The sequence below is a fragment of the Mycobacterium simiae genome (assembly GCF_008370645.1).
GTDB classification, from domain to species: Bacteria; Actinomycetota; Actinomycetes; order Mycobacteriales; family Mycobacteriaceae; genus Mycobacterium; species Mycobacterium simiae_A.
This window is the reverse complement of record NZ_VTZN01000087.1, coordinates 1-22,143: the sequence shown is the minus strand read 5'-3', so window position 1 is coordinate 22,143 and position 22,143 is coordinate 1. Positions and strand designations below refer to the sequence as shown.

Genomic DNA, 22,143 nt, shown 5'->3' with positions numbered 1-22,143 from the left:
CGGCGGCGCGGCGTGTGACGTTCGGGGCGCAAGGAACATCCCGAGCGCATATGCCCCGACAGCGCCCAGGGTCGCGCTGGCGCCAAGACCAAGCACGGCGCGACGGCTGTAGTCTGGCATGCGGGTCATCATGCCATGAACGTTTCATGAAAATGGCAATGTAGTACCACTTTGACTGGCAGCATGGGTGGTCGTGACGGCAGCTGTTACTCCCAAGGGAGAACGTCGGCGGTATGCGTTGGTTAGCGCTGCCGCCGAGCTGCTCGGCGAGGGCGGGTTCGAAGCGGTGCGGCACCGGGCCGTCGCCCGGCGGGCCGGCCTCCCCTTGGCGTCTACCACCTACTACTTTTCGTCTCTCGACGATTTGATCGCGCGGGCCGTCGAACACATCGGGATGATCGAGGTAGCCCAGCTAAGGGCGCGGGTCGATGCCCTGTCACGGCGGCGGCGGGGGCCCGAGACCACGGCCGACGTGCTGGTTGATTTGCTGGTCGGAGACGTGTCCGGTTCGGGGCTCGCTGAGCAGCTGATATCGCGGTATGAACGCCATATCGCTTGCACCCGCTTACCGGCATTACGCGAAAGCATGCGGCGGAGCTTGCGCCAGCGCGCCGAGGCGGTGGCCGACGCCATCGAACGATCTGGCCGGTCCGTGCGCATCGAATTGGTGTGCACATTGATCTGTGCGGTCGACGGTTCGGTGGTTTCCGCGCTGGTCGAAGGGCGGGATCCGCGTGTCGCTGCGCTGGCTACGGTGGTGGATCTCATTGACGTGCTGGCGCCGGTTGACCAGCGTCCCATCCAGGTCTAGCCGGCAGCGTCGGCGTCACGATGTAGCCAGCAGCGAAGTCTCCGTAGATCGTGATGTCGGACGGGCGACGTTCGGTGCACAACGCCACATACGCGCAGACGACGGCATCGACCGGATCTTCGGCTCAGCGCAGTTCGCACTTGCGCTGCGCAGCTCGCGCATAGCTGTTCCGACCCGCGTCGAGATCGACGCCAGCGCGAAAGAGTGCGAGAAGGTGTGACGCTGATGTCAATCTCGGCGCAATACGAGCGAGACCCCTGAGGTGGTGCGGTCTGGCCAGAGGTGTCCCAGAGCTGCAGTCGATCGCGCGCACCCGACCGTAAGCTGTGTCTTCGTGAGGACCAAGTGAGCATTCCTAATGTGCTGGCCACTCGATACGCCAGCGCCGCGATGGTCGCGATCTGGTCACCGGCAGCCAAGGTGATCTCCGAGCGGCAGCTCTGGCTGGCGGTGCTGCGAGCACAGGCGGAGCTGGGGGTACCAGTTGCACAGCAGGCGATCGCCGACTACCAGCGGGTGCTCGAGGATGTGGACCTGGCCTCAATCGCCGCCCGGGAGCGGTTGCTGCGCCACGACGTCAAGGCTCGCATTGAAGAGTTCAATGCACGTGCCGGCCACGAGCACGTGCACAAGGGCATGACCAGCCGAGATCTGACCGAAAACGTTGAGCAGCTGCAGATCCGGCAATCGCTGGAGTTGATTTTCGGCCACGGTGTGGCGGTGATAGCACGGCTGGCCGAGCGGGCGGCAGCGCACCGCGACCTGGTGATCGCCGGGCGTAGCCACAACGTCGCCGCCCAAGCCACTACCTTGGGAAAGCGGTTCGCGTCGGCGGCGCAGGAGACGCTGATCGCCTTGACCAGGCTGCGGGAACTGATCGACCGCTACCCACTGCGAGGCATCAAAGGCCCCATGGGCACCGCACAGGACATGCTCGATCTGCTGGACGGTGACCCCGCCAAGCTTGCCGAACTGGAACGCCTAGTCGCTGAATTTCTCGGCTTCGCCCACGTCTTAACCAGCGTAGGGCAGGTCTACCCGCGTTCGCTGGACCATGATGTCGTTTCCGCGCTGGTGCAGCTGGGGGCGGGACCGTCGTCCTTGGCGCACACGATCCGGCTGATGGCCGGGCACGAGCTCGTCACTGAGGGTTTCGCGGCCGGCCAGGTCGGCTCGTCGGCGATGCCGCACAAGATGAACACCCGCAGCTGCGAACGGGTCAACGGCCTACAGGTGGTGCTGCGCGGGTATGCCTCGATGACCGCCGAGCTGGCCGGCGCCCAGTGGAACGAGGGGGACGTGTTCTGTTCGGTGGTGCGCCGAGTTGCGCTGCCGGACAGCTTCTTTGCCATCGACGGGCAGATCGAGACGTTCCTGACCGTGCTGGACGAGTTCGGTGCATACCCGGCGGTGATCCAGCGCGAGCTGGACCGGTATCTGCCGTTTTTGGCCACTACCAAGGTGTTGATGGCGGCGGTGCGCGCGGGTATGGGGCGCGAGGCTGCGCACCACGTGATCCGAGAGCACGCGGTGGCCACGGCGCTGGCCATGCGGGAAGGCGGCGAGCCCGACCTGTTGGATCGGTTGGCCGCCGATGCGCGGCTGCCGCTGGACCGGGCGGCGCTGGACTCGGCGCTGGCCGACAAGAAGGCGTTCACCGGTGCCGCAGGCGACCAGGTTGACCACGTGGTCGCCATGGTGGAGGAGCTGGTGGGCCGCTACCCGGAAGCTGCCAAATACACACCCGGGGGAATTCTGTGACTCCCGCCGGCGCGCTCGCGGGGATTGACTTCACCGATCTGGACAACTTCGCCAGCGGATTTCCGCACGAGTTGTTCGCCATCCATCGGCGAGAGGCCCCGGTGTACTGGCACGAGCCGACCGGCAACACCCCGGACGCAGAGGGCTTCTGGTCCGTCGCTACTTACGCGGAAACGCTTGCGGTGTTGAAGGATCCAGTGACTTACTCATCGGTCACCGGCGGCCGGCGGCCGTTCGGCGGCACGCTGTTGCAGGACCTGGCCGTCTCGGGTCAGGTGCTCAACATGATGGATGACCCGCGGCACGCCCAGATTCGGCGACTCGTCAGCTCGGGGCTGACGCCGCGGATGATCCGGCGCGTCGAGGACGATTTGCGAGCCCGCGCGCGCCGGCTGCTCGATGCGGTGGTGCCCGGCGAACCCGTCGACTTCCTGGTTGACATCGCCGCCGAACTGCCGATGCAAATGATCTGCATTCTGCTGGGAGTGCCGGAATCCGAACGACATTGGCTGTTCGAAGCTATCGAGCCACAGTTCGACTTCGGCCGATCGCGCAAAGCGTCCATTTCGCAGCTGTCGGTCCCGGAAAAAGCCGCGCCGGACGGGTCGCGAATGTATGCCTACGGCCAGCAGTTGATCGCAGCCAAGCGGGCCGAGCCCACCGACGACATGCTATCGGTGGTCGCGAATGCGACGGTTGACGACGCGGATTCGCCCGCCCTGTCGGATCTCGAGCTGTACCTGTTCTTCAGTTTGTTGTTCAGTGCCGGTGCGGAGACGACGCGCAACGCCGTCGCAGGTGGGCTATTGGCGCTGGCCGACCACCCGGAGCAATGGTGTGCGCTGCGTGAAGATGTGCAGATGTTGCCGACGGCGATCGAGGAGATCGTTCGGTGGACCTCGCCCTCGCCGTCCAAGCGGCGCACCGCCACCCGCGACGTCACGCTCGATGGTCAGTCGATCGAGGCCGGACAGAAGGTACAGATTTGGGAGGGCTCGGCCAATCGCGACGCGAGCGTGTTCCACCGCGCCGACGAGTTCGACATCACCCGAAAGCCGAATCCGCACTTGGGATTCGGCCAGGGTGTGCACTACTGCCTGGGCGCCAATCTGGCCCGGCTGGAGCTGCAGGTGCTCTACCAGGAGCTGCTGTCGCGCTTCGCTTCAGTGCGGCTTGTGCAGCCGGTCGAATGGACACGCAGCAACCGGCACACCGGCATGCGACACCTCGTAGTGGAATTATGCAGCACCTAGTGTCCCCGGAGCCTGATCCCTGCCGCCCGCAGTTCAAGAGCGGTCAACCCGCGGATGGTGACCGGATCCTCACGGCGCCAGCCGCCGACCGGATCTGCACTGACAGCGGCCAGCTTGCCCGGCGACCGGTTGGCCAGTGCCCGCAGCGCCAGCAGCTGTTGACCGGCTGCGGTGGCGGCCAGGGCCGTCACGGTCAGTTTGCGTCGAAAGAACCGCAGCCGCAGAAACAGCCACGGCATGGCCACCGCAAGAATTGGCGTCGCGGCCACGGCCAGGCCCAGCACCACCGCCAGCCAACTCGCGGTGGTATCGAGATCATGGCCGGCGGCGGCAATGCCGAGCGCCGCCTCGCTGGCCGCGGCGATCGGCTTGCTGACCGCCTCGCCCAGCAGCGGGATGCGCGCAGCTCCATGACCAGCCGAGGCCAGGTTTCCGGCGATGCCCTGTGAGCCGATCTCGATTTGGCGGCCCGCCTCAGCGATGCTCGAGATGGCGCTGTGTACGGCCAGGCCGACGAACACCCATAGCGTCGCCCATACGGCAACGGTGACATCGCTGAACAGTTGGGCAACCAGCCGGACTGGTCTCGTCGAGTAGGGCACAAACCGTGATCGCATAGTACTGATACCAGCACAGGCCGCCCCGCTACTGCCCGATAGGCTGGCCCGGTGCGCCCAGCATTGTCCGACTACCAGCATGTGGCCCGCGGAAAAGTCAGGGAGATCTATCGCGTCGATGATGAGCACCTGTTGCTGGTCGCCAGCGATCGGATCTCGGCCTACGACTATGTCCTCGACAGCACCATCCCGGACAAGGGCCGCATTCTGACCGCGATGAGTGTCTTCTTCTTCAGCCTGGTAGACACTCCCAATCACCTGGCCGGTCCACCGGATGACCCGCGTATCCCAGATCAAGTGCTGGGCCGAGCGTTGGTGGTGCGCAAGTTGGACATGGTGCCGGTGGAATGTGTGGCCCGCGGCTACCTGACCGGCTCGGGCCTCTTGGACTACCAGGCCACCGGGAGAGTCTGCGGTATCGCCTTGCCGCCGGGCTTAGTCGAGGCCAGCAAGTTCGCTGAGCCGCTGTTCACCCCGGCGACCAAAGCCGCGCTGGGCGACCACGACGAGAACATCTCGTTTGCCCGGGTGATTGAGCTGGTGGGCGGCGTGCGCGCCAACCAGCTGCGCGACCGTACGTTACAAATCTACGTCCAGGCCGCCGATCACGCGCTGACCAAAGGAATCATCATCGCTGACACCAAGTTCGAGTTCGGCGTCGACCGCGACGACCACCTGCTGCTGGCCGACGAAATCTTCACTCCCGACTCGTCGCGATACTGGCCGGCTGCCGACTACCGGCCCGGGGTGGTCCAGACCAGTTTCGACAAACAATTCGTCCGCAACTGGCTTACCAGCCCGCAGTCTGGCTGGGACCGCGGCGGTGAGCAGTCCCCACCTCCACTGCCGGCGGACATCATCACGGCCACCCGCGAACGTTACATCGATGCCTACGAACGGATTTCAGGTCTGAACTTTGGCGACTGGATCGGTCCGGGCGCGTGACAGAGCAAGCCGCGCCGCCAGTCGCCAAGCGGATGGAGACTCGACGGGAGCACCACGGTGACGTCTTCATCGACCCTTACGAGTGGTTGCGTGACAAGGACAGCCCCGAGGTCATCGCCCACCTGGAAGCCGAGAACGCCTACACCGATCACGTCACCGCTCATTTGGAGCCATTGCGGCAACAAATTTTCGACGAAATTAAGGCCCGCACCAAAGAAACCGACTTATCGGTGCCGACCCGGCGCGGCAGCTGGTGGTACTACGCGCGCACCTTTGAGGGCAAACAGTACGGCCTCCACTGTCGTTGCCCGGTCATCGATTCCGACGACTGGGATCCGCCGCAGTTCGACGAGCACACCGAAATAGCCGGTGAGCAGGTGCTGCTGGACGAGAACGCCGAAGCCGAAGGCCACGACTTCTTCGCGTTGGGCGCGCTTAGCGCCAGCCTGGACGACAATCTGCTGGCCTACTCCGTCGACGTTGTGGGCGACGAGCGGTACACATTGCGGTTCAAGGACTTACGCACCGGAAACAGCTATCCTGACGAAATCACTGGCGTCGGCGCCGGTGCGACCTGGGCTGCTGACAACTGCACCATCTACTACATCACAGTGGACGCGGCCTGGCGCCCGGACACAGTGTGGCGATACCGGCTGGGTTCGGGGGCAGCGTCAGAACAGGTTTATCACGAAGCCGATGAACGGTTCTGGCTCGGTGTCGGGCGCACCCGCAGCAACGCTTACATATTTATCGCGGCGGGCTCGTCGGTCACCTCTGAGGTTCGCTACGCGGACTCTGCTGACCCGAACGCAGCATTCGCCATGGTGTTGCCGCGCCGCGACGGCGTCGAATATTCGGTAGAACATGCGGTGATCGGCGGCCAAAACCGATTTCTGATCCTGCACAACGACGGCGCGGTGAATTTCACCCTGGTTGAGGCCCCGGTCGAAGATCCGGCGCAGCAACGCACGCTGGTCCCGCACCGCGACAACGTGCGGCTGGACGCTGTGGACGCCTTTGCCGCCCAGCTGGCAGTCAGTTACCGGCGCGACGCGTTGCCCCGAATCCAGCTATGGCCGCTCACCTCCGACGGAGAATACGGTGAACCTGAAGAGATCTCGTTCGATTCCGAGCTGATGGCCGCCGGACTAGGCGCCAATCCCAATTGGGACTCGCCCAAACTGCGCGTTGGCGCGGGATCGTTCATCACCCCGGCGCGGGTTTACGACATCGACCTGGTTACCGGTGAGCGGACCTTGCTCAAAGAGCAGCCGGTCCTGGGTGGCTATCGCCGGGAGGACTTCGTCGAACGCCGCGATTGGGCGCGCAGCGACGACGGCACTCTGGTACCGGTTTCCGTTGTGCACCGAGTCGGTATCGAATTTCCTGCGCCCACAGTGGTTTACGGCTACGGTGCCTACGAACTCTGCGAAGACCCCCGGTTTTCGATCGCTCGATTGTCGCTGCTGGACCGGGGAACGGTATTCGTCATCGCCCACGTGCGCGGCGGCGGTGAAATGGGTCGCCTATGGTACGAGCACGGCAAGTTGCTGCTCAAGAAGAACACCTTCACCGACTTCATCGCGGTGGCAAGGCATCTAGTGGATTCGGGATTGGCCCGCCCCGAGCAACTCGTGGCGCTGGGTGGCAGCGCCGGGGGCTTGCTGATGGGTGCGGTGGCCAACATGGCGCCGGATCTCTTCGCCGGAATCCTCGCGCAGGTACCGTTTGTCGACCCGCTGACCACCATCTTGGATCCCTCGTTGCCGCTGACCGTCACCGAATGGGACGAGTGGGGAAACCCGTTGAGCAACAGCGATGTTTACGCATACATGAAGTCTTACTCGCCGTATGAGAATGTCGCGCCCAGGCGGTACCCGGCGATCCTGGCCATGACTTCGCTGAACGACACTCGGGTGTATTACGTCGAGCCGGCCAAATGGGTGGCCGCGCTTCGGCATGCCAAGACAGACGGCAATCCGGTGTTGTTGAAGACCCAAATGAACGCCGGCCACGGCGGAATAAGTGGGCGTTACGAGCGCTGGAGGGAAACCGCGTTCCAGTACGCCTGGCTGTTAGCTGCCGCCGGGCACTTAGCTTCGATGCCAGAAGCCGGAGAGCCGCTTGCCGATATTGAAGCCACCGGAGTTGAACTCGCCTAGGTTCCAGATGCCGGAGTTAGCAAATCCATTCGCGGGGCCGGAATTGGCGAGCCCGGAGTTTCCGTGGCCGCCCAGATTGAACAGGCCCAAGTTGCCGTACCCAGCCGCTCCTGTGATGCCCGAGTTTCCGCTGCCCATGTTGTAGCTGCCTTGATTGCCATTGCCCAGGTTTGCGTTGCCGGTGTTTCCGCTGCCGGAATTGCAATCACCGGTGTTGCCCGACCCGATGTTTCCGTGCCCGATGTTCCCGATGCCAAAATTGAGCTTAGCTACGTTTAACCAGGTCGCCTTCAAGTTGGCCACCACGTTGTGCCGGGGCACGAGACCCGCGGCCGCGCTCGAGACATCCGCATGGTAGCCCGAGATTGCCACCACGTTCTGGGCCCACATTTGCTCGTACTCGGCTTCGGTGGCGGCGATGGCCGGGAAGTCTTGACCGAAGAAATTCGATCCGGCCAGCGATACCGTCCGCACGCAATTGGCCGCCACCGCCAGCGGGCGTACCGTACCGGTCAGCGCGGCCTCGAAGGCGCTGACGGCATCTCGGGCGCTTCGTGCCGCCCGCTCGGCTCCGGCCGCCGCAACGTTGAGCCATCCTAGGTATGGGGTGGCCGCTGCCAGCATCGACGCCGACGCCTGACCTTGCCAGGCCTTGACCGTCATGCTCAAGATCACCGATTCCCAGCCTTGTGTCGCCAATCGCGCCTCGGCTGCTAAACCGTCCCACGCGGCAGCCGTCGTCAGCAACGGCCCGGATCCGGCGCCGACAAACATTCGTGCCGAATTCACTTCCGGCGGCAACGTGAGATATTGCATCGGGGAGATCCTCCCACTGGCAGGCTGAGATGAGGCAAGGTTACGTTGGCGCGCAACGCTGGGTGTGGGAATCAGCCGATCACGGTACTTCATCGTCCAGCGAGCGTCTTCGGCAGTAGTGCTGCCGGGATAAGCGTCGACACCACCAGCGCGACCCCGACCGCGAACACCACCGCATAGGCATGCGAAAGGTCATGCAGCACATTGGCGGTAAAGCCGGTGTCGAGGGCCCGGGGCGGTATCGCCGCTGCGTCAACCGAAACCCCGCGTCCAGCCGCCTCCTCCTTTAGGGCCGCGACTTCGTTTGCGATGGAGATGTTTTCGCTGCGATTGAATTGATGGGTCAGGATCATGGACATCAGTGCGGTCCCTATCGAGCCGCCAACCTGGTGCGTAACGCTGAGCAGGGCCGAACCGCGCGCAATCTCATGCGGTGTCAGCGCCCGTACCGCCGCCCCGGACAATGGCATCATCGCGCAGCCGGTCCCCATGCCCAGCAGACCGAGGCCGGCCAACAGCGTCGGCAGGTACTCCGACTGGGTGGCCACACCGAAAGTGAAGGTACTCAGCCCGGCCGCGATCAGCATGAGGCCAAGAAGCACACTCTTGCCCGGTCCGCGTCTGTCCATGAACGCGCCGGCGAAGGGCATGGTCAGCATGGCCCCCAGCCCGTTGGGAATCAGGTGCACCCCCGACTGCATCGGAGTTTGGTGCAGAACTTGTTGCAGGTAGCTGGGCAGGAGCAGCACGGTGCCCAAAGAGGCGGCGCCGAAAAGCAGCAATGTCACAGTGGCTTGAGCGAACACGCGGTTGTTGAACAGCCGCAGATCGATCAGCGGGTGGTCCGCCCGATGCCAGGCATGCCACGCGAACGCGGCGATCAGCGTCAGGCCGATGATCGCCGGCACCAGCACGTTGCGGTCGGCCACTGTGTCACGGCCGGGAATCGACGACACCCCAAACAGAAACGTTGCCAGGCCGGGCGAGAGTAGTAGCACCCCGATGACGTCGAAGCGCTGCGACTGGGCAGACCGGTCTTTGGGAAACACGATCGCCGACAGGATGAACGTGATCAGCCCGATCGGAAGGTTGACCAGGAAGATCCAAGGCCAACTGAAAGCGCCTATGAGCCAGCCGCCCAGGATTGGACCGCAGATCGGGCCAAGCAGCATCGGGACGCCCAGCACCCCCATCATGCGTCCCAGCCGCTTGGGGCCTGCTACGCGAGTCAGGATCGTGAATCCCAACGGCATCAGTATGCCACCGCCGACACCCTGGACTACCCGAAAAACGATGAGTAGCAGTATGTTTGGTGCTAATGAACACAGAAGTGAGCCGAGCGTGAATGCTAGAATCGAACCCATCCAAAGTCGCTTGGTGCCGAATCGATCAGCCGCCCAACCGGTTATCGGGATCACGGTCGCCATCGCCAGCGTGTAGCCGGTCATGGTCCAGGCAACGACCGCCTGGGTGGAGTCGAAATTGGTGATGAACGTGCGTTGCGCGACACTGACGATGGTGACGTCGAGGATGGTCATCACCGAGGCCAGCACACAGATACTGGCAACACGGAGCGTCCGCGCGTCGAGCCGGTCCGGGTAAACGTGTTCGCCCGGTGCGGAACGCGCCTTTTCCCTGTTTTCCATGTTCTCCATCGCGTTGGTGAGCATATCTAAACGTGTTGCCGGTGCCGAGGCTGGGACCGGCTCGCCGCCCGCCCGAAGGAGCCGGCGATCGGCGGGAATCTGCACGTCAGCGCGCCGGAATAGACGTCTGCTGTCCGCGTGTACTTCACCGTCCCGAAACCTCGGATCGGCAAACTACAAGCGTGTCTGGAAAACTGATCGTTTCGGTCTCGGGAATCGGCGACCGAAACCTGGCCGACGTAGACGCGTTCTGTACACAGATGGATGACCGCGCAATCCCGGTGTCATTATTGGTCGCTCCGCGGCTTAAGGGTGGCTACCGGCTTGACCATGATCCCCGCACGGTCGAGTGGCTGGCCGAGCGACGCGCGGGCGGGGATGCTCTAGTGTTGCACGGTTACGACGAAGCCGCGACCAAGAAGCGGCGTGGCGAGTTTGCGACGCTGCATACGCATGAGGCCAATCTGCGGGTGATGGCCGCCGATCGGGTGCTCGAGCACCTGGGGCTGCGTACCCGGCTATTCGCGGCACCCGGCTGGGTGGTGTCGCCCGGAGTCGTTAAGGCTCTACCTGGAAACGGGTTTCGCTTACTTGCCGATTCTCACGGGATCACCGACTTGGTCCGCAAGAACACCGTGCGCGCTCGCGTACTGGGCATCGGGGAAGGTTTTCTGACGGAGCCGTGGTGGTGTCGAATGGTGGTGATGTCCGCCGACCGGATCGCCCGCCGAAGCGGTGTCGTGCGGGTCGCGGTGTGCGCCCGTCATCTGCGCAAGCCCGGTCCGCGGCAGGCGATGCTGGATGCCATCGACCTCGCGATGATGCACGGCTGCACGCCCACTGTGTACAGCTGGCGACCGAACAAGGCTGTTCTCGACGCCGCATAATCAGCCGCCCTGATCGGTGGCACTACCCTGTACCGGCATGAGCGATTCTCCACCTGGGCCGGACGGGTTCACCGCGGACGTGATCATCGTCGGCGCCGGGCTGTCCGGACTGGTAGCTGCCTGTGAGTTGGCAAACCGCGGGTTGCACGTGCTGATTCTGGACCAGGAGAACAGCAACAACGTGGGCGGTCAGGCGTTTTGGTCGTTCGGCGGCCTGTTCTTCGTCGACAGCCCCGAGCAGCGCCGGCTGGGCATCCGCGACAGCTATGAACTTGCCCTGCAGGACTGGCTCGGGACGGCAGCCTTTGACCGCCCGGAGGATTATTGGCCGCAAAAGTGGGCGCATGCCTACGTCGATTTTGCGGCCGGGGAGCAGCGCAGCTGGCTGCGAGCGCGGGGTCTGAGAATCTTTCCGCTGGTGGGGTGGGCCGAGCGCGGGGGTTATGACGCACAGGGGCACGGCAACTCGGTACCGCGGTTTCACCTCACCTGGGGAACCGGACCGGCTTTGGTCGAGATCTTCGCGCGTCAGTTGCGGGACCGGCCTAACGTGCGCTTCGTTCATCGCTACCAGGTCGACAGGCTGATCGTGGAAGGTGACGCGGTGACGGGCGTCCGCGGTGCGGTTTTGGAACCATCCGACGAACCGCGGGGCGTGCCGTCATCCCGAAAAGCTATCGGAAAGTTCGATACTCGGGCTTCGGCTGTGATCGTGACCAGCGGTGGCATCGGCGGCAACCACGATCTGGTGCGCAAGAACTGGCCCAAGCGGATGGGGCGCCCGCCCAAAAAGATGCTCAGCGGGGTGCCCGCCCACGTCGACGGCCGGATGATCGGCATCTGTCAAAAGGCGGGGGCTCGTATTATCAACCCGGACCGCATGTGGCATTACACCGAAGGCATTACCAACTACGACCCGATCTGGCCACACCATGGCATCCGGATCATTCCGGGCCCCTCGTCGCTGTGGCTTGATGCCGCAGGAAATCGGTTGCCGGTTCCGCTGTATCCAGGCTTCGACACGTTGGGAACCTTGGAATACATCGCTTCGTCAGGGTACGACTACACCTGGTTTGTTTTGAACGCCAAGATTGTCGCGAAGGAGTTCGCGCTGTCTGGTCAAGAGCAGAATCCTGACCTGACCGGTCGTAGCATGCGTCAGCTGCTCCGCTCGAGGGTTGGGTCCGGGCCGCCCGGGCCGGTGCAGGCCTTCGTCGATCGAGGCGTGGACTTCGTGAGTGCCCACTCGGTGCGCGAGTTGGTGGAGGCCATGAACGAATTGCCCGATGTGCGGCCGCTGGACTACGAGACGGTGCAGGCCGCGGTCATCGCACGCGATCGTGAGGTGGTCAACAAGTTCACCAAAGATGGTCAGATCACTGCGATTCGGGCCGCCCGCGGCTACCTGGGTGACCGGCTGGGCCGGGTGGTGCCGCCGCACCGGTTGACCGACCCGAAGGCCGGCCCGCTGATCGCGGTCAAGCTGCACGTCTTGACCCGAAAGACGTTAGGTGGCATCGAAACTGATTTAGAAGCAAGAGTTCTCAAGCCCGACGGCACCCCGCTGGCCGGGTTGTACGCGGCCGGTGAGGCCGCCGGGTTCGGCGGCGGCGGTGTCCATGGCTACCGGGCCTTGGAGGGCACATTCCTGGGTGGCTGCATCTTCTCCGGGCGAGCCGCCGGCCGCGGGGCCGCCGCCGACATCACTTAGCTGGCCTTAGCTGGCCGACGCAATTAGAAGGCAACGGCGGTCTCTTCGGGCAAAACCTGGAAATCGGTATCGGTCAACTCGGTCAGCCGGCTGTAATAGACGCCGCGCGCATCCGGAGCGATGATCCCCTGGTGGATGGGGACCGCCCGAGCCGGTGCCACCGCGCGCAGATAGTCGACGGCCTCGGCAATCTTCATCCACGGGGCGGCTGCCGGGGCCGCCAAGACGTCTATCTGCTCGTCGGGCACGAACAGCGAGTCACCGGGATGCATCAGCCTGGCGCGCTGCTCGCCGTCACCTATGAGATACGAAATGTTATCAACCACAGGGATTTCCGGATGGATCACGGCATGCTGACCGCCGACGGCGCGGATGGTCAATTCGCCGACCGACAGTTCGTCGCCGACGTGGACCGCCCGACAGGGCGCCCCCAGCTGCGCAGCGGTCTGCGGGTCGGCGTAGAGCGCGGCATCCGGGTTGCCCTCCAGCAGCGCCGGGAGGCGATTGCCGTCGACATGATCGGCGTGCTGATGGGTGATCAGGATTGCCGACAGACCGGTGATTCCCTCGAAGCCGTGAGCGAACGTACCGGGATCAAAGAGCACCCTGGTGTGACCGAACTCGGCAAGAAGGCAGGAATGCCCGAAATGCGTCAGTTGCATGTCTACGATTGTGCCCTGATGGCGGCCTTACCGATGCGGGTTTTCCTGGCGGCAGTGCTAGTCGCCGGCAATGTGATGATCGCAGTGATGCTGGCCGCACCGGGCTGGCCGGAGCCGCAAACCTGCCCGCCGGTGTGCGATCAGATTCCCGGCACCGCCTGGATTGACCGGCGCGCCGTGCCCCTCAGCTCGTTATATGGGTGGCCGGCACTGGCCGGCGTTGCGACCCCCCAGACCGGAACAACACCCCGGTTCCGATTCGAGCAAGTATGTGGCACGCCGGCGTTTCCGCAAGATAGTCGCGACGCCACCGTTGCGGCCCGCGCGACGGTAGTCCACCCCGACGGGCAGTGGCAGCTGCAGGCTCAGATCTTGCACTGGCGCGGCGACACGGCGCGCGGTGGCGCGATCGCGGCGTCGGTGTTCGGCGCCGCTGTTACCGCGCTGCGCGCCTGCCAGCTGGGCGCGCCTACCCAGTCGCCGTCAATCACCGACGACGAACCGACTCGTCTGGCCGCGGTGATCAGTGGACCGGTGATCGTGCATACCTATCTGGTGGCGCACATTGCGAGCAGCACCATCAGCGAACTGACGCTGTGGGCAACAGGACCGCCGAAGGTGGAGTGGCCGGTGGTCGTAGATTCCTTGGTGCTAGACGCCATGACAGCGCCGCTGTGTGAGGCTTACATCAGCTCGTGCGGGTAAGGCTGGTCCAGCTTCGGCGCTGTATGAAGTTGACGTTCTTCTTGACCACGCGTGAGGTCAAGCGCTGTATGCCCGCGGGTGTGCTGGCGGTCTCGAATCCGTCGATGGCGCTTCGCCATTCGAGCTTACCGCCCGAAACGCTGCGCAGCGACGCCGCTCTCGATCCAGCGGGAGAGGCGCAGCGTCGACCCACCAATCTGGGACGTAACCCGAAAGATTCTGGCCGGCAAAAAATAACCCGTGCGCGCCAAACTGTTGCCTATATCAATCATTAAGCGGTATGCGCCTTCAATGCTGGGACTTGGTCTTGCTTGGATGTACATCTACGATTCACAGGAGAAACCGGTGGGAGGTTGTTATACAGCTTAAGAGACGTCGCGACTGTGACGTTGTGGATTAGCCTCCGGAGGTGACGACTCGATGAGTCACACGATTGAGAAGACGTTTCGGTTTGATGCTGGCCATCGATCCTTGGGGTTCAACTACAAGAAAGAAGAAACGATTCACGGTCATACCTGGCAACTAAAATTGGTGTTGGAGTGTACCCGTGACCTCGATGGTATGAAGACCGTTTTCGACACCAACGATTTGGCTGTTGTGGTGAAGCCCATCCTCGACGATCTGGACCATTCATTTATTATTTGGGATCAGGATCCAATCTTTGATGATTTTCTCAAGGTCTGCGAGCTTGCCGATGTCGCTGACAAGGTTTATACGGTGGACTTCAACCCGACGATCGAGGGTCTCGTTCAGCATATCTATGAACGCATTAGTAGCGAGCTCAATCTCGACTGTTGCGTTTTGAAACGTGCCGAGCTCCAGTGTGCATCGACACTCAATGCCAGTTATGAACGTAATTGACAAGTTGTGCGTATCCATCACATTTAGGGAGTAGGTTATGGCGTATACGATCAAACAAACCATCCGGCTTGAAATGGGTCACCGCACGTGGACGCACGACATGCGCACCAGCAGAGGCGGAAGTCAGCTCTACACCCCGGAGTTGATTGCCAACAAATGTGCGAACCTTCATGGTCACACGATTTTTGTTTCGGTAACTCTCACTGGGGACAGCCTTGACGAGCAATACTTCCTGCTCGATACCGACCTGCTGGAGAATGCATTCAGGCCGATCCTCGACGAGGTCGACCACGCATTCGTGGTCGACCGAAAAGATCCCCTCTATGAGGACATCGCTGCGGTCGCGAAAAAAGGCGGACTTAAGCTGTGCGCGGTGGACTTTTCGCCGACCTTTGAAGCGCTGGTGCGGCACTTCTATGACCGCCTGCAATCCGTCATTGATGAAAAGGGGTTGGCTGACCAGCTGCGAATCAAGGAAATGAAGGTGTTGGGCGAACAGACGGTCGAGGCTACCTACTGCGGAGAGTAGGCGCACCGCGCCGGTGCCGCGGCACGGCGGCCCCGCCGGTACAGTTGGCGCGCGAGCAGTCCCAGCTGAGGAGGAGCGCCGGTGGCCCGGGTAGTCGTCCATGTCATGCCGAAAGCGGAAATTCTTGATCCGCAGGGTCAGGCAATTGTCGGTGCGCTGGGACGGCTCGGACATACCGGGATCTTGGATGTCCGTCAGGGCAAGAGATTTGAAGTCGAGGTAGACGATACAGTCGATGACTCCACGCTGGCCGAGATCGCCGAGTCGCTGCTGGCGAATACGGTGATTGAGGAGTGGACAATAAGCCGGGACCCGCAGTGACGGTTCGAATCGGCGTGATTACATTTCCTGGCACGTTAGACGACGTCGATGCCGCACGCGCGGTACGGCAGGTCGGTGCCGAGGCGGTCAGCTTGTGGCACGCTGACGCCGACCTCAAGGCCGTCGATGCTGTGGTGGTGCCCGGCGGCTTCTCCTACGGCGACTACCTCCGGGCAGGCGCGATCGCCAGATTTGCCCCGGTGATGGGTGAGCTGGTGGCCGCGGCGCAACACGGGATGCCGATCTTGGGCATTTGCAATGGATTTCAGGTGCTCTGCGAGGCCGGCCTGCTGCCCGGCGCCCTGACTCGCAATATTGGGCTGCACTTCGTCTGCCGGGACGTCTGGTTGGGTGTGGCTTCCACGGCGACGGCCTGGACATCGCATTTCGCCCCCAACGCCGACGTGCTGGTGCCGCTGAAGTCCGGTGAAGGCCGCTACGTGGCCCCCGAGAAGGTGCTCGACGAACTGGAGGGCGAGGGCCGGGTGGTATTTCGGTACCACGACAACATCAACGGCTCGCTCCGCGACATCGCCGGCATCAGCTCGGCCAACGGCCGGGTTGTCGGATTGATGCCGCACCCCGAACACGCCATCGAAGCGTTGACCGGTCCGTCCGACGACGGGCTGGGGGTGTTCTACTCGGTGCTGGACGCGGTGCTGGTGGCCTGAGGTCAAGTGCCCCCGCGTCACCCAGCCTCACGCAGCAGCGGCTCAGTCGGGTGCGGTAGTTCGGCAGCCGGCCGCAACCGGTTGAATACTGGATTTTCTTCTCGGTGCGGCAATTACCAAGCTTTTCCCAACCGTCCGGGTCCAATGGGGTTAGTTTTGATGGAGCTGGTGGTGAAGTAGCTTGCACTCCCAGCGAGTAGAGGAGTCACGATGCTGCCACATTTTGCCTTGTTGCCGCCGGAAATCAACTCGGCACTGATGCTCGCCGGTGCAGGATCCGGCCCTATGTTGACGGCCGCCGGTGGTTGGGATGCGCTGGCCGAGGAGTTGACCTTGTCGGCGTCTTCGTTTTCCGCTGTAACGGCGGACTTGACTGCTGGATCGTGGCAGGGGCCGGCGGCGGAAGCAATGGCCGCCGCGGCGGCCCCGTATGTGGCGTGGCTTAATACCACCGCAACGCAGGCCGCGCGGGCGGCCGGTCAGGCGCGGGTGGTTGCGGGGGTGTTCGAGGCGGCCCAGGCTGCGATCGTGAATCCGGCAGTAGTGGCCGCTAACCGCTCTGCGCTCGTATCACTGGTGTTGTCGAACTTGTTCGGTCAAAACGCGCCGGCGATTGCGGCTTTCGAGGGCGCCTACGAGCAGATGTGGGCACAGGATGTGGGTGCGATGGCCGGCTACCACGCCGGTGCGTCGGAGGCGGCCGCACAGCTGACGTCCTGGCAGCAGTCGCTGCGGAACGCTCTCGGCGGTTTCTGGCCACAGAACCTGGGAGTCGGCAACACCGGCACTGACAATATCGGCAACGGTAATCGCGGCGACACCAACCTGGGCAATGGCAATATCGGCAATTCCAACGTGGGCAGTGGAAATACCGGCAATTCCAACGTGGGCAGTGGAAATACCGGAAATTCCAATCTCGGCGGCGGCAATCGCGGTGACAATAATGTCGGTGGCGGCAACCACGGCAGCGGCAATGTGGGCGGCGGCAACAGCGGCAACCAGAATATAGGCTTTGGCAATGAAGGCCAAGGCAACGTCGGCGGCGGAAACAAGGGCGACGGAAATATTGGCTTCGGAAACGTGGGGCCCACGAACAGCCCTGCCCATAACAATATCGGTAGTGGAAACACCGGTAGCTTTAACCGGGGTTCGGGCAATACCGGGGATTCGAACTGGGGCTTCGGCAACACCGGGAATGGCAATATCGGCTTCGGCAACACCGGGAACGGGAACATCGGCTTCGGGCTGTCCGGAGACAATCAGATCGGCATCGGTGGGCTCAACACCGGAAGCGGGAATATCGGGTTCGGCAATTCGGGCACCGGCAACATCGGATTTTTTAATTCCGGTACCAATAACGTCGGCTTCTTCAACTCGGGCTTTGCCAACGTCGGCTTCGAGATCTCGGGCACAAACAATACCGGCTTTCAAACTACAGGCGGCACCGTCACCGGCTTTTGGAACACCGGGCTGCAAGATACCGGCTTCGGCAACACCGCCGGGGAAGCCACGGGTGCATTCAATTCAGGCCGGAACGCCACGGGCTTCTTCAACTCGGCCAACGAAAATACAGGCATGTTCAACTCGGGCCGTGGTAACACCGGCTTCTTCAACTCGGGTGAGCGCAACACCGGCTTCTTCAATGCCGGCGCCACAAACACCGGGTTCGGCAACTCGGGCAATATCAACACCGGGGGCTTCAACTCCGGCATCCTGAACAGCACCATCGGAAGTGTGGGCAACGGGCCCGGCTCCAGTTCCGGCTTCGGAAACCTTGGCGCCGGCACCTCGGGCTTTTTCAACCAGGGCGACGATACCTCAGGCTTCACCAACGCCGCCGAGAAGTCGTCTGGCGGGCGTAACTTGGGGCCCTTAGGTTCGGGCTTCAACAACTTCGGCTTCGGCGGCTCGGGCTTCCACAACTCAAGCGATAGAGGTTCGGGTTTCTTCAATAGCCTCAACAACGGCGTGGGCTTTCAGAACTCGGGTTTCTTCAACACCGGCATCCGTAACTCGGGCGTCGGAAATGTGAGTGAATTCCCCGGCACCGACAGCGGGCACTCGGGTTTCTTCCACCGCTGACACGCCAGGCGTGGTGCAAGCATTTTGCGTGTGGTGCCACCCGCCGTCTGGTCCCCTCACGCCTGCTCGCCACCTAGCCTTCGATCGGCAGAACAACTCCCCGTCGGGCTTAGAGCCACCCGGGCTCGTTCACCGGGAACATGCCGGGGTCGAAATCGAGTTTTTCTCTCGCAACTGCACCGACTTCGCCCAGCAGCCTGAGCAACTCGTCACGGCCGTCGTCGCCGATACGTTTGCGAATTGCCCGGTCTAGGGCAGCTGCCTTGCGTAGCCGCGCCGTGATGTATTCGATGGCCTTGGGAGCAAGCTCGACCACCTTTTCGCGCTGGTCGGTGGACGACGCAATGACGTGCACATAGCCGCGGCGGCGCAGGTCGGCGACAACTTTGCTGGCCGCTTGGCGGCTGACGCTGAAGTACCGGCCCATCTGGGAAATCGTCACCGGGCCCGGCTGGGTATATAGGGCGAACACGTAGATCATAGGGAACTGCAGTGGCGGGAAACCCGCGGCTTCCATCTCGACGTCAATTCGCCGGGAATAACTCCACCAGGCGATTCGCAGCGCCTGGCCGAGTTCGGTCTGCGGTGCTCGGGTGCTGGATCTGGCAGCCACGAACGACAGCATAGGCGATGAGTCGTTGAGTTCAGGATCGTCACGAGCGAGGGCCGGCCGAACGGTGAGATCCGGACCCGTGTCCGGAAGCGCACCCGGTTGTCATTACCCGCTCGACAGGATGATCTTGTCTACTCAGCCGCTGGCGTACGACAGGTGGGGAACTTCCTCTCACGAGTTGACAACCCCGAGTTGACAACCAAAATTGACATTAATAGGCACCGGCCCTAACATTCATAGTGTCAACCGCGAGGGACAGTATCAGGTGATACTGCCGCCGTTGCAGGGGCAGGCCGGGGCGATGCTGCCACCGGGTACGGGGCCGTCGTCAATACTGTGAATCGAGTTGCACCACAGCTGTTTATCGGTGTCAAGACACGGTCGTACTTCGCGGAGCGGGTGGTGCGGCGTTCGCCGCCGGCGCCGACATCACCGAGTTTTCCCGCACCCGAATGACGGCGGTGGATGCCGCGAACTACAACCAGAGCGTCGCAGCCTGTGTACGCGCGGTGACCGCGATACCTGTTCCGGTCATTGCGGCGGTCTGTGGTCTTGCCGTCGGCGGCGGTTGCGAACTCATCGCAGCCTGCGATGTCCGTATCGCGGCCGTCGACGCACGCTTTGGCATCCCGAGCGGCAAGCTCGGAGTCACGCTAGGCCTGACTGTCAGCGGTGACAATGCGAGCCACGAAAGTGGTCGCCAATATGCACGGCCGGGCGCTCACCGCCGCCGACTCCGATGCTCTGATCCGATTCGGCATCGAAGCCTACGAGGGAGCGGATGTCCGAGAGGGCTAGGGTGCCGGCGCGCTCGACGTGACGACCGTGCACAACGACCTGTGCGCCACGCTGCGCGAGCAGCAGTGCTATGGCGCGGCCGATCCGGGCTGAGCGCGACCAACTCCTCGGCGGTGTAGCACAGGAAGGTCAGGGTTTCCTGTGGATACAGCTGTACCGTCTCGGCGTCGTGGCTGGTGTACCCGATCGAGACATCGGTGCCCCGCTGCAGGTCGAAGTCACCGCCGCGGTTGGTCAGCACGAAGGCGCCGTCGATCGCGGGCGCTGCCGATCGGCAGTGAGCCGTCGTCGCATGCCGGTACCGGCGCAACGGGCAGCGCCGGCGGGTCGTCGAGGAAATCAACCGTAGGGGAGAAGAACAAGCTGCCGGTGACTGCCGTGGAAAAGTCCAAAACGCGATCTGTGTTGCCGGGAGGATCGCCGAGAAACATGTTGCGCAGCATCTGCTCGGTGACTTCGGGCGCGCGCGAGTAGCCGATGAAGTAGGTACCGTACTCGCCTTTTCCGACCTCACCGAACGGCATGTTGTGTCGCAGGATCTTGCGCTCGGTGCCTTCGTCGTCGGTGATGACGTTGAGCGCGATATGGGAGTTGGCCGGCTTGACGTCATCGTCGAGTTCGATGTCCTCCAGCTTGGTCCGGCCGATCACCCGTTCTTGCTCGGTGACCGACAATGAGTCCCAGGACGGCATGTCGTGCAAGTACTTCTGCACGTGCACATAGCAGGAGCCGGCGAATTCGGGGTCCTCGTCACCGATCGCAGTGGCGCTGACAGCGATTGCGCCGTCAGGGTTTTCAGTACCGTCGACAAAGCCCAGCAGGTCGCGATTGTCGAAGAACCGGAAGCCGTGCACCTCGTCGACCACGGTGATCGCACCGGCCATGGCTTTGAGAATGCGGCCGGCCAATTCGAAGCAGACGTCCATGCTGTCGGCGCGAATGTGCAACAACAGGTCGCCTGCTGTGGCCGGAGCGTGATGGCGTGGTCCGTGCAGCGCGACGAAGGGATGCAGTTTCGCCGGCCGCGGACCGGAGAACAGCCGGTCCCAGGCTTGCGAGCCGATCGAGGTGATCACTGAGAGACGTTTGGAAGGGTCGCGAAAGCCGATCGCGCGCACCAATCCCGAGATGTCGGGCAGTGCGTCGTGCACCGCCGCCTCACCGCCGTCGTCGATGGTGGCCACCAGAAAGATCGCGGCCGGCGTCAGAGGCGCGAGGATAGGTTGCGGCTGAACCGGAGGCACGCTGCAGACCCTAGCGTGCACCACATCGTCGCCGACAGCCATGATGGTGCACATGTCCGGCGGGCCTACGACCTCAGCCAACGCGCGAGGCCTTTGCGAGTTCATCGATGCCTCTCCATCGCCGTTTCACGTGTGCGCCACAGTGGCCCAGCGGCTGCTGGACGCCGGGTACAGCGAGTTGCGCGAAGCCGACCGCTGGCCGCAGCAACCCGGCCGCTACTTCACGGTGCGGTCTGGGTCACTGGTCGCCTGGAATAGCGGTGGCCGGCTGGCCCCGTTCCGGATCATCGGCGCGCACACCGACAGTCCCAACCTGCGGGTCAAGCAGCACCCGGACCGGGTGGTCGCCGGTTGGCAGGTGGTAGCGCTGGAACCGTACGGGGGAGCGTGGCTGAACTCCTGGTTGGACCGCGATCTGGGTATCAGCGGGCGGCTATCGGTGCGTGACGGTTCAGGGGTCAGCCATCGACTGGTCCGCATTGACGAGCCGATGCTGCGGGTGCCGCAACTGGCTATCCACCTGGCCGAAGACCGAAAATCCGTGACGCTGGACCCGCAACGGCACGTCAACGCGGTGTGGGGTGTCGGCGACACTGTCGGTTACTTCGTCGGTTACGTCGCGCAGCAGGCTGAGGTGACGGCGGCGGATGTGCTGGCCGCCGACCTGATGACGCATGACTTGACACCCGCGGCGGTGATCGGTGCCGACGCCAGCCTGGTGAGCGCGCCCCGGCTGGACAACCAGACCAGCTGTTATGCGGGCATGCAAGCCCTGCTGGCCGCGCAACCGCGCGATGTGGTGCCGGTGCTGGTGATCTTCGACCACGAGGAGGTCGGCTCCGCCTCAGACCACGGCGCGCAGTCCAACCTGCTGAGCATCGTGTTGGAGCGGATCGTGCTCGCCGGCGGCGGCACCCGGGAAGACTTGCTGCGGCTGCTGCCGGCCTCGCTGCTGGCGTCGGCCGACATGGCGCACGCCACCCACCCCAATTACCCCGATCGTCACGAGCCGGGCCACCCGATCGCCGTCAATGCCGGACCGGTGCTC

At 63.2% G+C, this 22,143-nt stretch carries 21 protein-coding genes and 4 pseudogenes; 16 read left to right on the top strand and 9 right to left on the bottom strand.

From position 1 onward, the window contains the following. Positions 1–132, bottom strand: a pseudogene (locus tag F0Q45_RS29335) (alpha/beta hydrolase); the annotation flags it as partial. A 61-nt stretch (positions 133–193) separates the two neighbouring features. Between F0Q45_RS29335 and F0Q45_RS14815 the strand changes: the two are divergent. Further along, complete coding sequence (locus tag F0Q45_RS14815; protein ID WP_373424987.1) at positions 194–811, top strand: TetR/AcrR family transcriptional regulator; 618 nt, start codon at positions 194–196, stop codon at positions 809–811. Here the strand turns inward: F0Q45_RS14815 and F0Q45_RS14810 are convergent. Beyond that, a pseudogene (locus F0Q45_RS14810) lies at positions 765–962 on the bottom strand (DUF429 domain-containing protein); the annotation flags it as partial. The gene F0Q45_RS14815 and the pseudogene F0Q45_RS14810 sit on opposite strands and share 47 nt — an antisense overlap. Positions 963–1,156: 194 nt before the next feature. Here F0Q45_RS14810 and purB point away from each other — a divergent pair. Beyond that, entirely contained in the window at positions 1,157–2,572 is a 1,416-nt protein-coding gene (gene purB, locus F0Q45_RS14805; protein ID WP_149654655.1) for an adenylosuccinate lyase, read from the top strand. Then, a complete protein-coding gene (locus F0Q45_RS14800) occupies positions 2,569–3,825 on the top strand; it encodes a cytochrome P450 (RefSeq protein WP_149654654.1) in 1,257 nt (418 codons plus the stop codon). The genes purB and F0Q45_RS14800 overlap by 4 nt, the downstream gene beginning before the upstream one ends. On the opposite strand, the gene F0Q45_RS14795 is transcribed toward F0Q45_RS14800, so the two are convergent. Continuing rightward, positions 3,822–4,442 carry a hypothetical protein gene (locus tag F0Q45_RS14795; protein ID WP_149654653.1) on the bottom strand — a complete coding sequence of 207 codons (621 nt, stop codon included), beginning with the start codon at positions 4,440–4,442 and terminating at the stop codon, positions 3,822–3,824. The genes F0Q45_RS14800 and F0Q45_RS14795 overlap by 4 nt on opposite strands. A gap of 51 nt (positions 4,443–4,493) precedes the next feature. Here F0Q45_RS14795 and F0Q45_RS14790 point away from each other — a divergent pair, with 51 nt between their 5' ends. After that, positions 4,494–5,387 (top strand): phosphoribosylaminoimidazolesuccinocarboxamide synthase, encoded by an 894-nt coding sequence (locus F0Q45_RS14790; RefSeq protein WP_149654652.1) that lies wholly within the window; start codon positions 4,494–4,496, stop codon positions 5,385–5,387. Next, entirely contained in the window at positions 5,384–7,549 is a 2,166-nt protein-coding gene (locus F0Q45_RS14785) for a S9 family peptidase (protein ID WP_149654651.1), read from the top strand. The genes F0Q45_RS14790 and F0Q45_RS14785 overlap by 4 nt, the downstream gene beginning before the upstream one ends. Here the strand turns inward: F0Q45_RS14785 and F0Q45_RS14780 are convergent. Both F0Q45_RS14780 and F0Q45_RS14775 read right to left on the bottom strand, forming a co-directional pair. Further along, entirely contained in the window at positions 7,481–8,365 is an 885-nt protein-coding gene (locus F0Q45_RS14780) for a PPE domain-containing protein (RefSeq protein ID WP_188112955.1), read from the bottom strand. The two genes, F0Q45_RS14785 and F0Q45_RS14780, sit on opposite strands and share 69 nt — an antisense overlap. Positions 8,366–8,454: 89 nt before the next feature. Then, positions 8,455–10,035 carry a DHA2 family efflux MFS transporter permease subunit gene (locus F0Q45_RS14775; RefSeq protein WP_149654649.1) on the bottom strand — a complete coding sequence of 527 codons (1,581 nt, stop codon included), beginning with the start codon at positions 10,033–10,035 and terminating at the stop codon, positions 8,455–8,457. Positions 10,036–10,193: 158 nt separating this feature from the next. On the opposite strand from F0Q45_RS14775, the gene F0Q45_RS14770 reads away from it, so the two are divergent. Next, positions 10,194–10,898 carry a DUF2334 domain-containing protein gene (locus tag F0Q45_RS14770; protein WP_149654648.1) on the top strand — a complete coding sequence of 235 codons (705 nt, stop codon included), beginning with the start codon at positions 10,194–10,196 and terminating at the stop codon, positions 10,896–10,898. 16 nt (positions 10,899–10,914) lie between these two features. Further along, positions 10,915–12,609: an FAD-binding dehydrogenase gene (locus F0Q45_RS14765; RefSeq protein WP_149654647.1), complete on the top strand. Its 1,695-nt coding sequence runs from the start codon at positions 10,915–10,917 to the stop codon at positions 12,607–12,609. 23 nt (positions 12,610–12,632) lie between these two features. On the opposite strand, the gene F0Q45_RS14760 is transcribed toward F0Q45_RS14765, so the two are convergent. Beyond that, positions 12,633–13,271: an MBL fold metallo-hydrolase gene (locus F0Q45_RS14760; RefSeq protein WP_149654646.1), complete on the bottom strand. Its 639-nt coding sequence runs from the start codon at positions 13,269–13,271 to the stop codon at positions 12,633–12,635. On the opposite strand from F0Q45_RS14760, the gene F0Q45_RS14755 reads away from it, so the two are divergent. From F0Q45_RS14755 to F0Q45_RS14725, 7 genes are all read left to right on the top strand, one after another. After that, positions 13,248–13,976, top strand: coding sequence for an ATPase (locus tag F0Q45_RS14755; RefSeq protein ID WP_188112954.1), 729 nt, complete (start codon positions 13,248–13,250; stop codon positions 13,974–13,976). The two genes, F0Q45_RS14760 and F0Q45_RS14755, sit on opposite strands and share 24 nt — an antisense overlap. Before the next feature lie 23 nt (positions 13,977–13,999). After that, positions 14,000–14,251: a hypothetical protein gene (locus tag F0Q45_RS14750; RefSeq protein WP_149654645.1), complete on the top strand. Its 252-nt coding sequence runs from the start codon at positions 14,000–14,002 to the stop codon at positions 14,249–14,251. 145 nt (positions 14,252–14,396) lie between these two features. Next, entirely contained in the window at positions 14,397–14,837 is a 441-nt protein-coding gene (locus tag F0Q45_RS14745) for a 6-pyruvoyl trahydropterin synthase family protein (protein ID WP_149654644.1), read from the top strand. Between the two features lie 37 nt (positions 14,838–14,874). After that, positions 14,875–15,366, top strand: coding sequence for a 6-pyruvoyl trahydropterin synthase family protein (locus tag F0Q45_RS14740; RefSeq protein WP_149654643.1), 492 nt, complete (start codon positions 14,875–14,877; stop codon positions 15,364–15,366). 81 nt (positions 15,367–15,447) lie between these two features. Beyond that, positions 15,448–15,687, top strand: coding sequence for a phosphoribosylformylglycinamidine synthase subunit PurS (gene purS, locus F0Q45_RS14735; protein WP_149654642.1), 240 nt, complete (start codon positions 15,448–15,450; stop codon positions 15,685–15,687). Continuing rightward, a complete protein-coding gene (gene purQ, locus F0Q45_RS14730; protein ID WP_149654641.1) occupies positions 15,684–16,358 on the top strand; it encodes a phosphoribosylformylglycinamidine synthase subunit PurQ in 675 nt (224 codons plus the stop codon). Before purS ends, purQ begins: the two co-directional genes overlap by 4 nt. A gap of 210 nt (positions 16,359–16,568) precedes the next feature. Further along, positions 16,569–18,440, top strand: coding sequence for a PPE family protein (locus F0Q45_RS14725; protein ID WP_149654640.1), 1,872 nt, complete (start codon positions 16,569–16,571; stop codon positions 18,438–18,440). 109 nt (positions 18,441–18,549) lie between these two features. Here the strand turns inward: F0Q45_RS14725 and F0Q45_RS14720 are convergent, their stop codons facing one another. Continuing rightward, the gene (locus F0Q45_RS14720; RefSeq protein WP_262491013.1) at positions 18,550–19,053 is read right to left on the bottom strand and encodes a MarR family winged helix-turn-helix transcriptional regulator; all 504 of its coding nucleotides are present in this window, start codon (positions 19,051–19,053) and stop codon (positions 18,550–18,552) included. Between the two features lie 428 nt (positions 19,054–19,481). Here F0Q45_RS14720 and F0Q45_RS28640 point away from each other — a divergent pair. Next, positions 19,482–19,655 (top strand): annotated as a pseudogene (locus tag F0Q45_RS28640) (enoyl-CoA hydratase/isomerase family protein); the annotation flags it as partial. Between the two features lie 284 nt (positions 19,656–19,939). Here the strand turns inward: F0Q45_RS28640 and F0Q45_RS14710 are convergent. Next, positions 19,940–20,119, bottom strand: a pseudogene (locus F0Q45_RS14710) (encapsulin); the annotation flags it as partial. Next, positions 20,070–21,137, bottom strand: coding sequence for a Dyp-type peroxidase (locus F0Q45_RS14705; RefSeq protein WP_188112953.1), 1,068 nt, complete (start codon positions 21,135–21,137; stop codon positions 20,070–20,072). The pseudogene F0Q45_RS14710 and the gene F0Q45_RS14705, both read right to left, overlap by 50 nt. 10 nt (positions 21,138–21,147) lie before the next feature. Between F0Q45_RS14705 and F0Q45_RS14700 the strand changes: the two genes are divergently transcribed. Further along, positions 21,148–22,143: M18 family aminopeptidase (locus F0Q45_RS14700; RefSeq protein ID WP_149654638.1), on the top strand; the 996-nt coding region annotated here is incomplete at its 3' end.

Coding starts and splice junctions, on each gene's coding strand:
- F0Q45_RS14760 (WP_149654646.1), bottom strand. CDS start 13,271: ATGCAACTGACGCATTTCGGGCATTCCTGCCTTCTTGCCGAGTTCGGT.
- F0Q45_RS14725 (WP_149654640.1), top strand. CDS start 16,569: ATGCTGCCACATTTTGCCTTGTTGCCGCCGGAAATCAACTCGGCACTG.
- F0Q45_RS14755 (WP_188112954.1), top strand. CDS start 13,248: ATGCCCGAAATGCGTCAGTTGCATGTCTACGATTGTGCCCTGATGGCG.
- F0Q45_RS14795 (WP_149654653.1), bottom strand. CDS start 4,442: ATGCGATCACGGTTTGTGCCCTACTCGACGAGACCAGTCCGGCTGGTT.
- F0Q45_RS14745 (WP_149654644.1), top strand. CDS start 14,397: ATGAGTCACACGATTGAGAAGACGTTTCGGTTTGATGCTGGCCATCGA.
- F0Q45_RS14740 (WP_149654643.1), top strand. CDS start 14,875: ATGGCGTATACGATCAAACAAACCATCCGGCTTGAAATGGGTCACCGC.
- F0Q45_RS14750 (WP_149654645.1), top strand. CDS start 14,000: ATGAAGTTGACGTTCTTCTTGACCACGCGTGAGGTCAAGCGCTGTATG.
- F0Q45_RS14780 (WP_188112955.1), bottom strand. CDS start 8,365: ATGCAATATCTCACGTTGCCGCCGGAAGTGAATTCGGCACGAATGTTT.
- F0Q45_RS14775 (WP_149654649.1), bottom strand. CDS start 10,035: ATGCTCACCAACGCGATGGAGAACATGGAAAACAGGGAAAAGGCGCGT.
- F0Q45_RS14705 (WP_188112953.1), bottom strand. CDS start 21,137: ATGGCTGTCGGCGACGATGTGGTGCACGCTAGGGTCTGCAGCGTGCCT.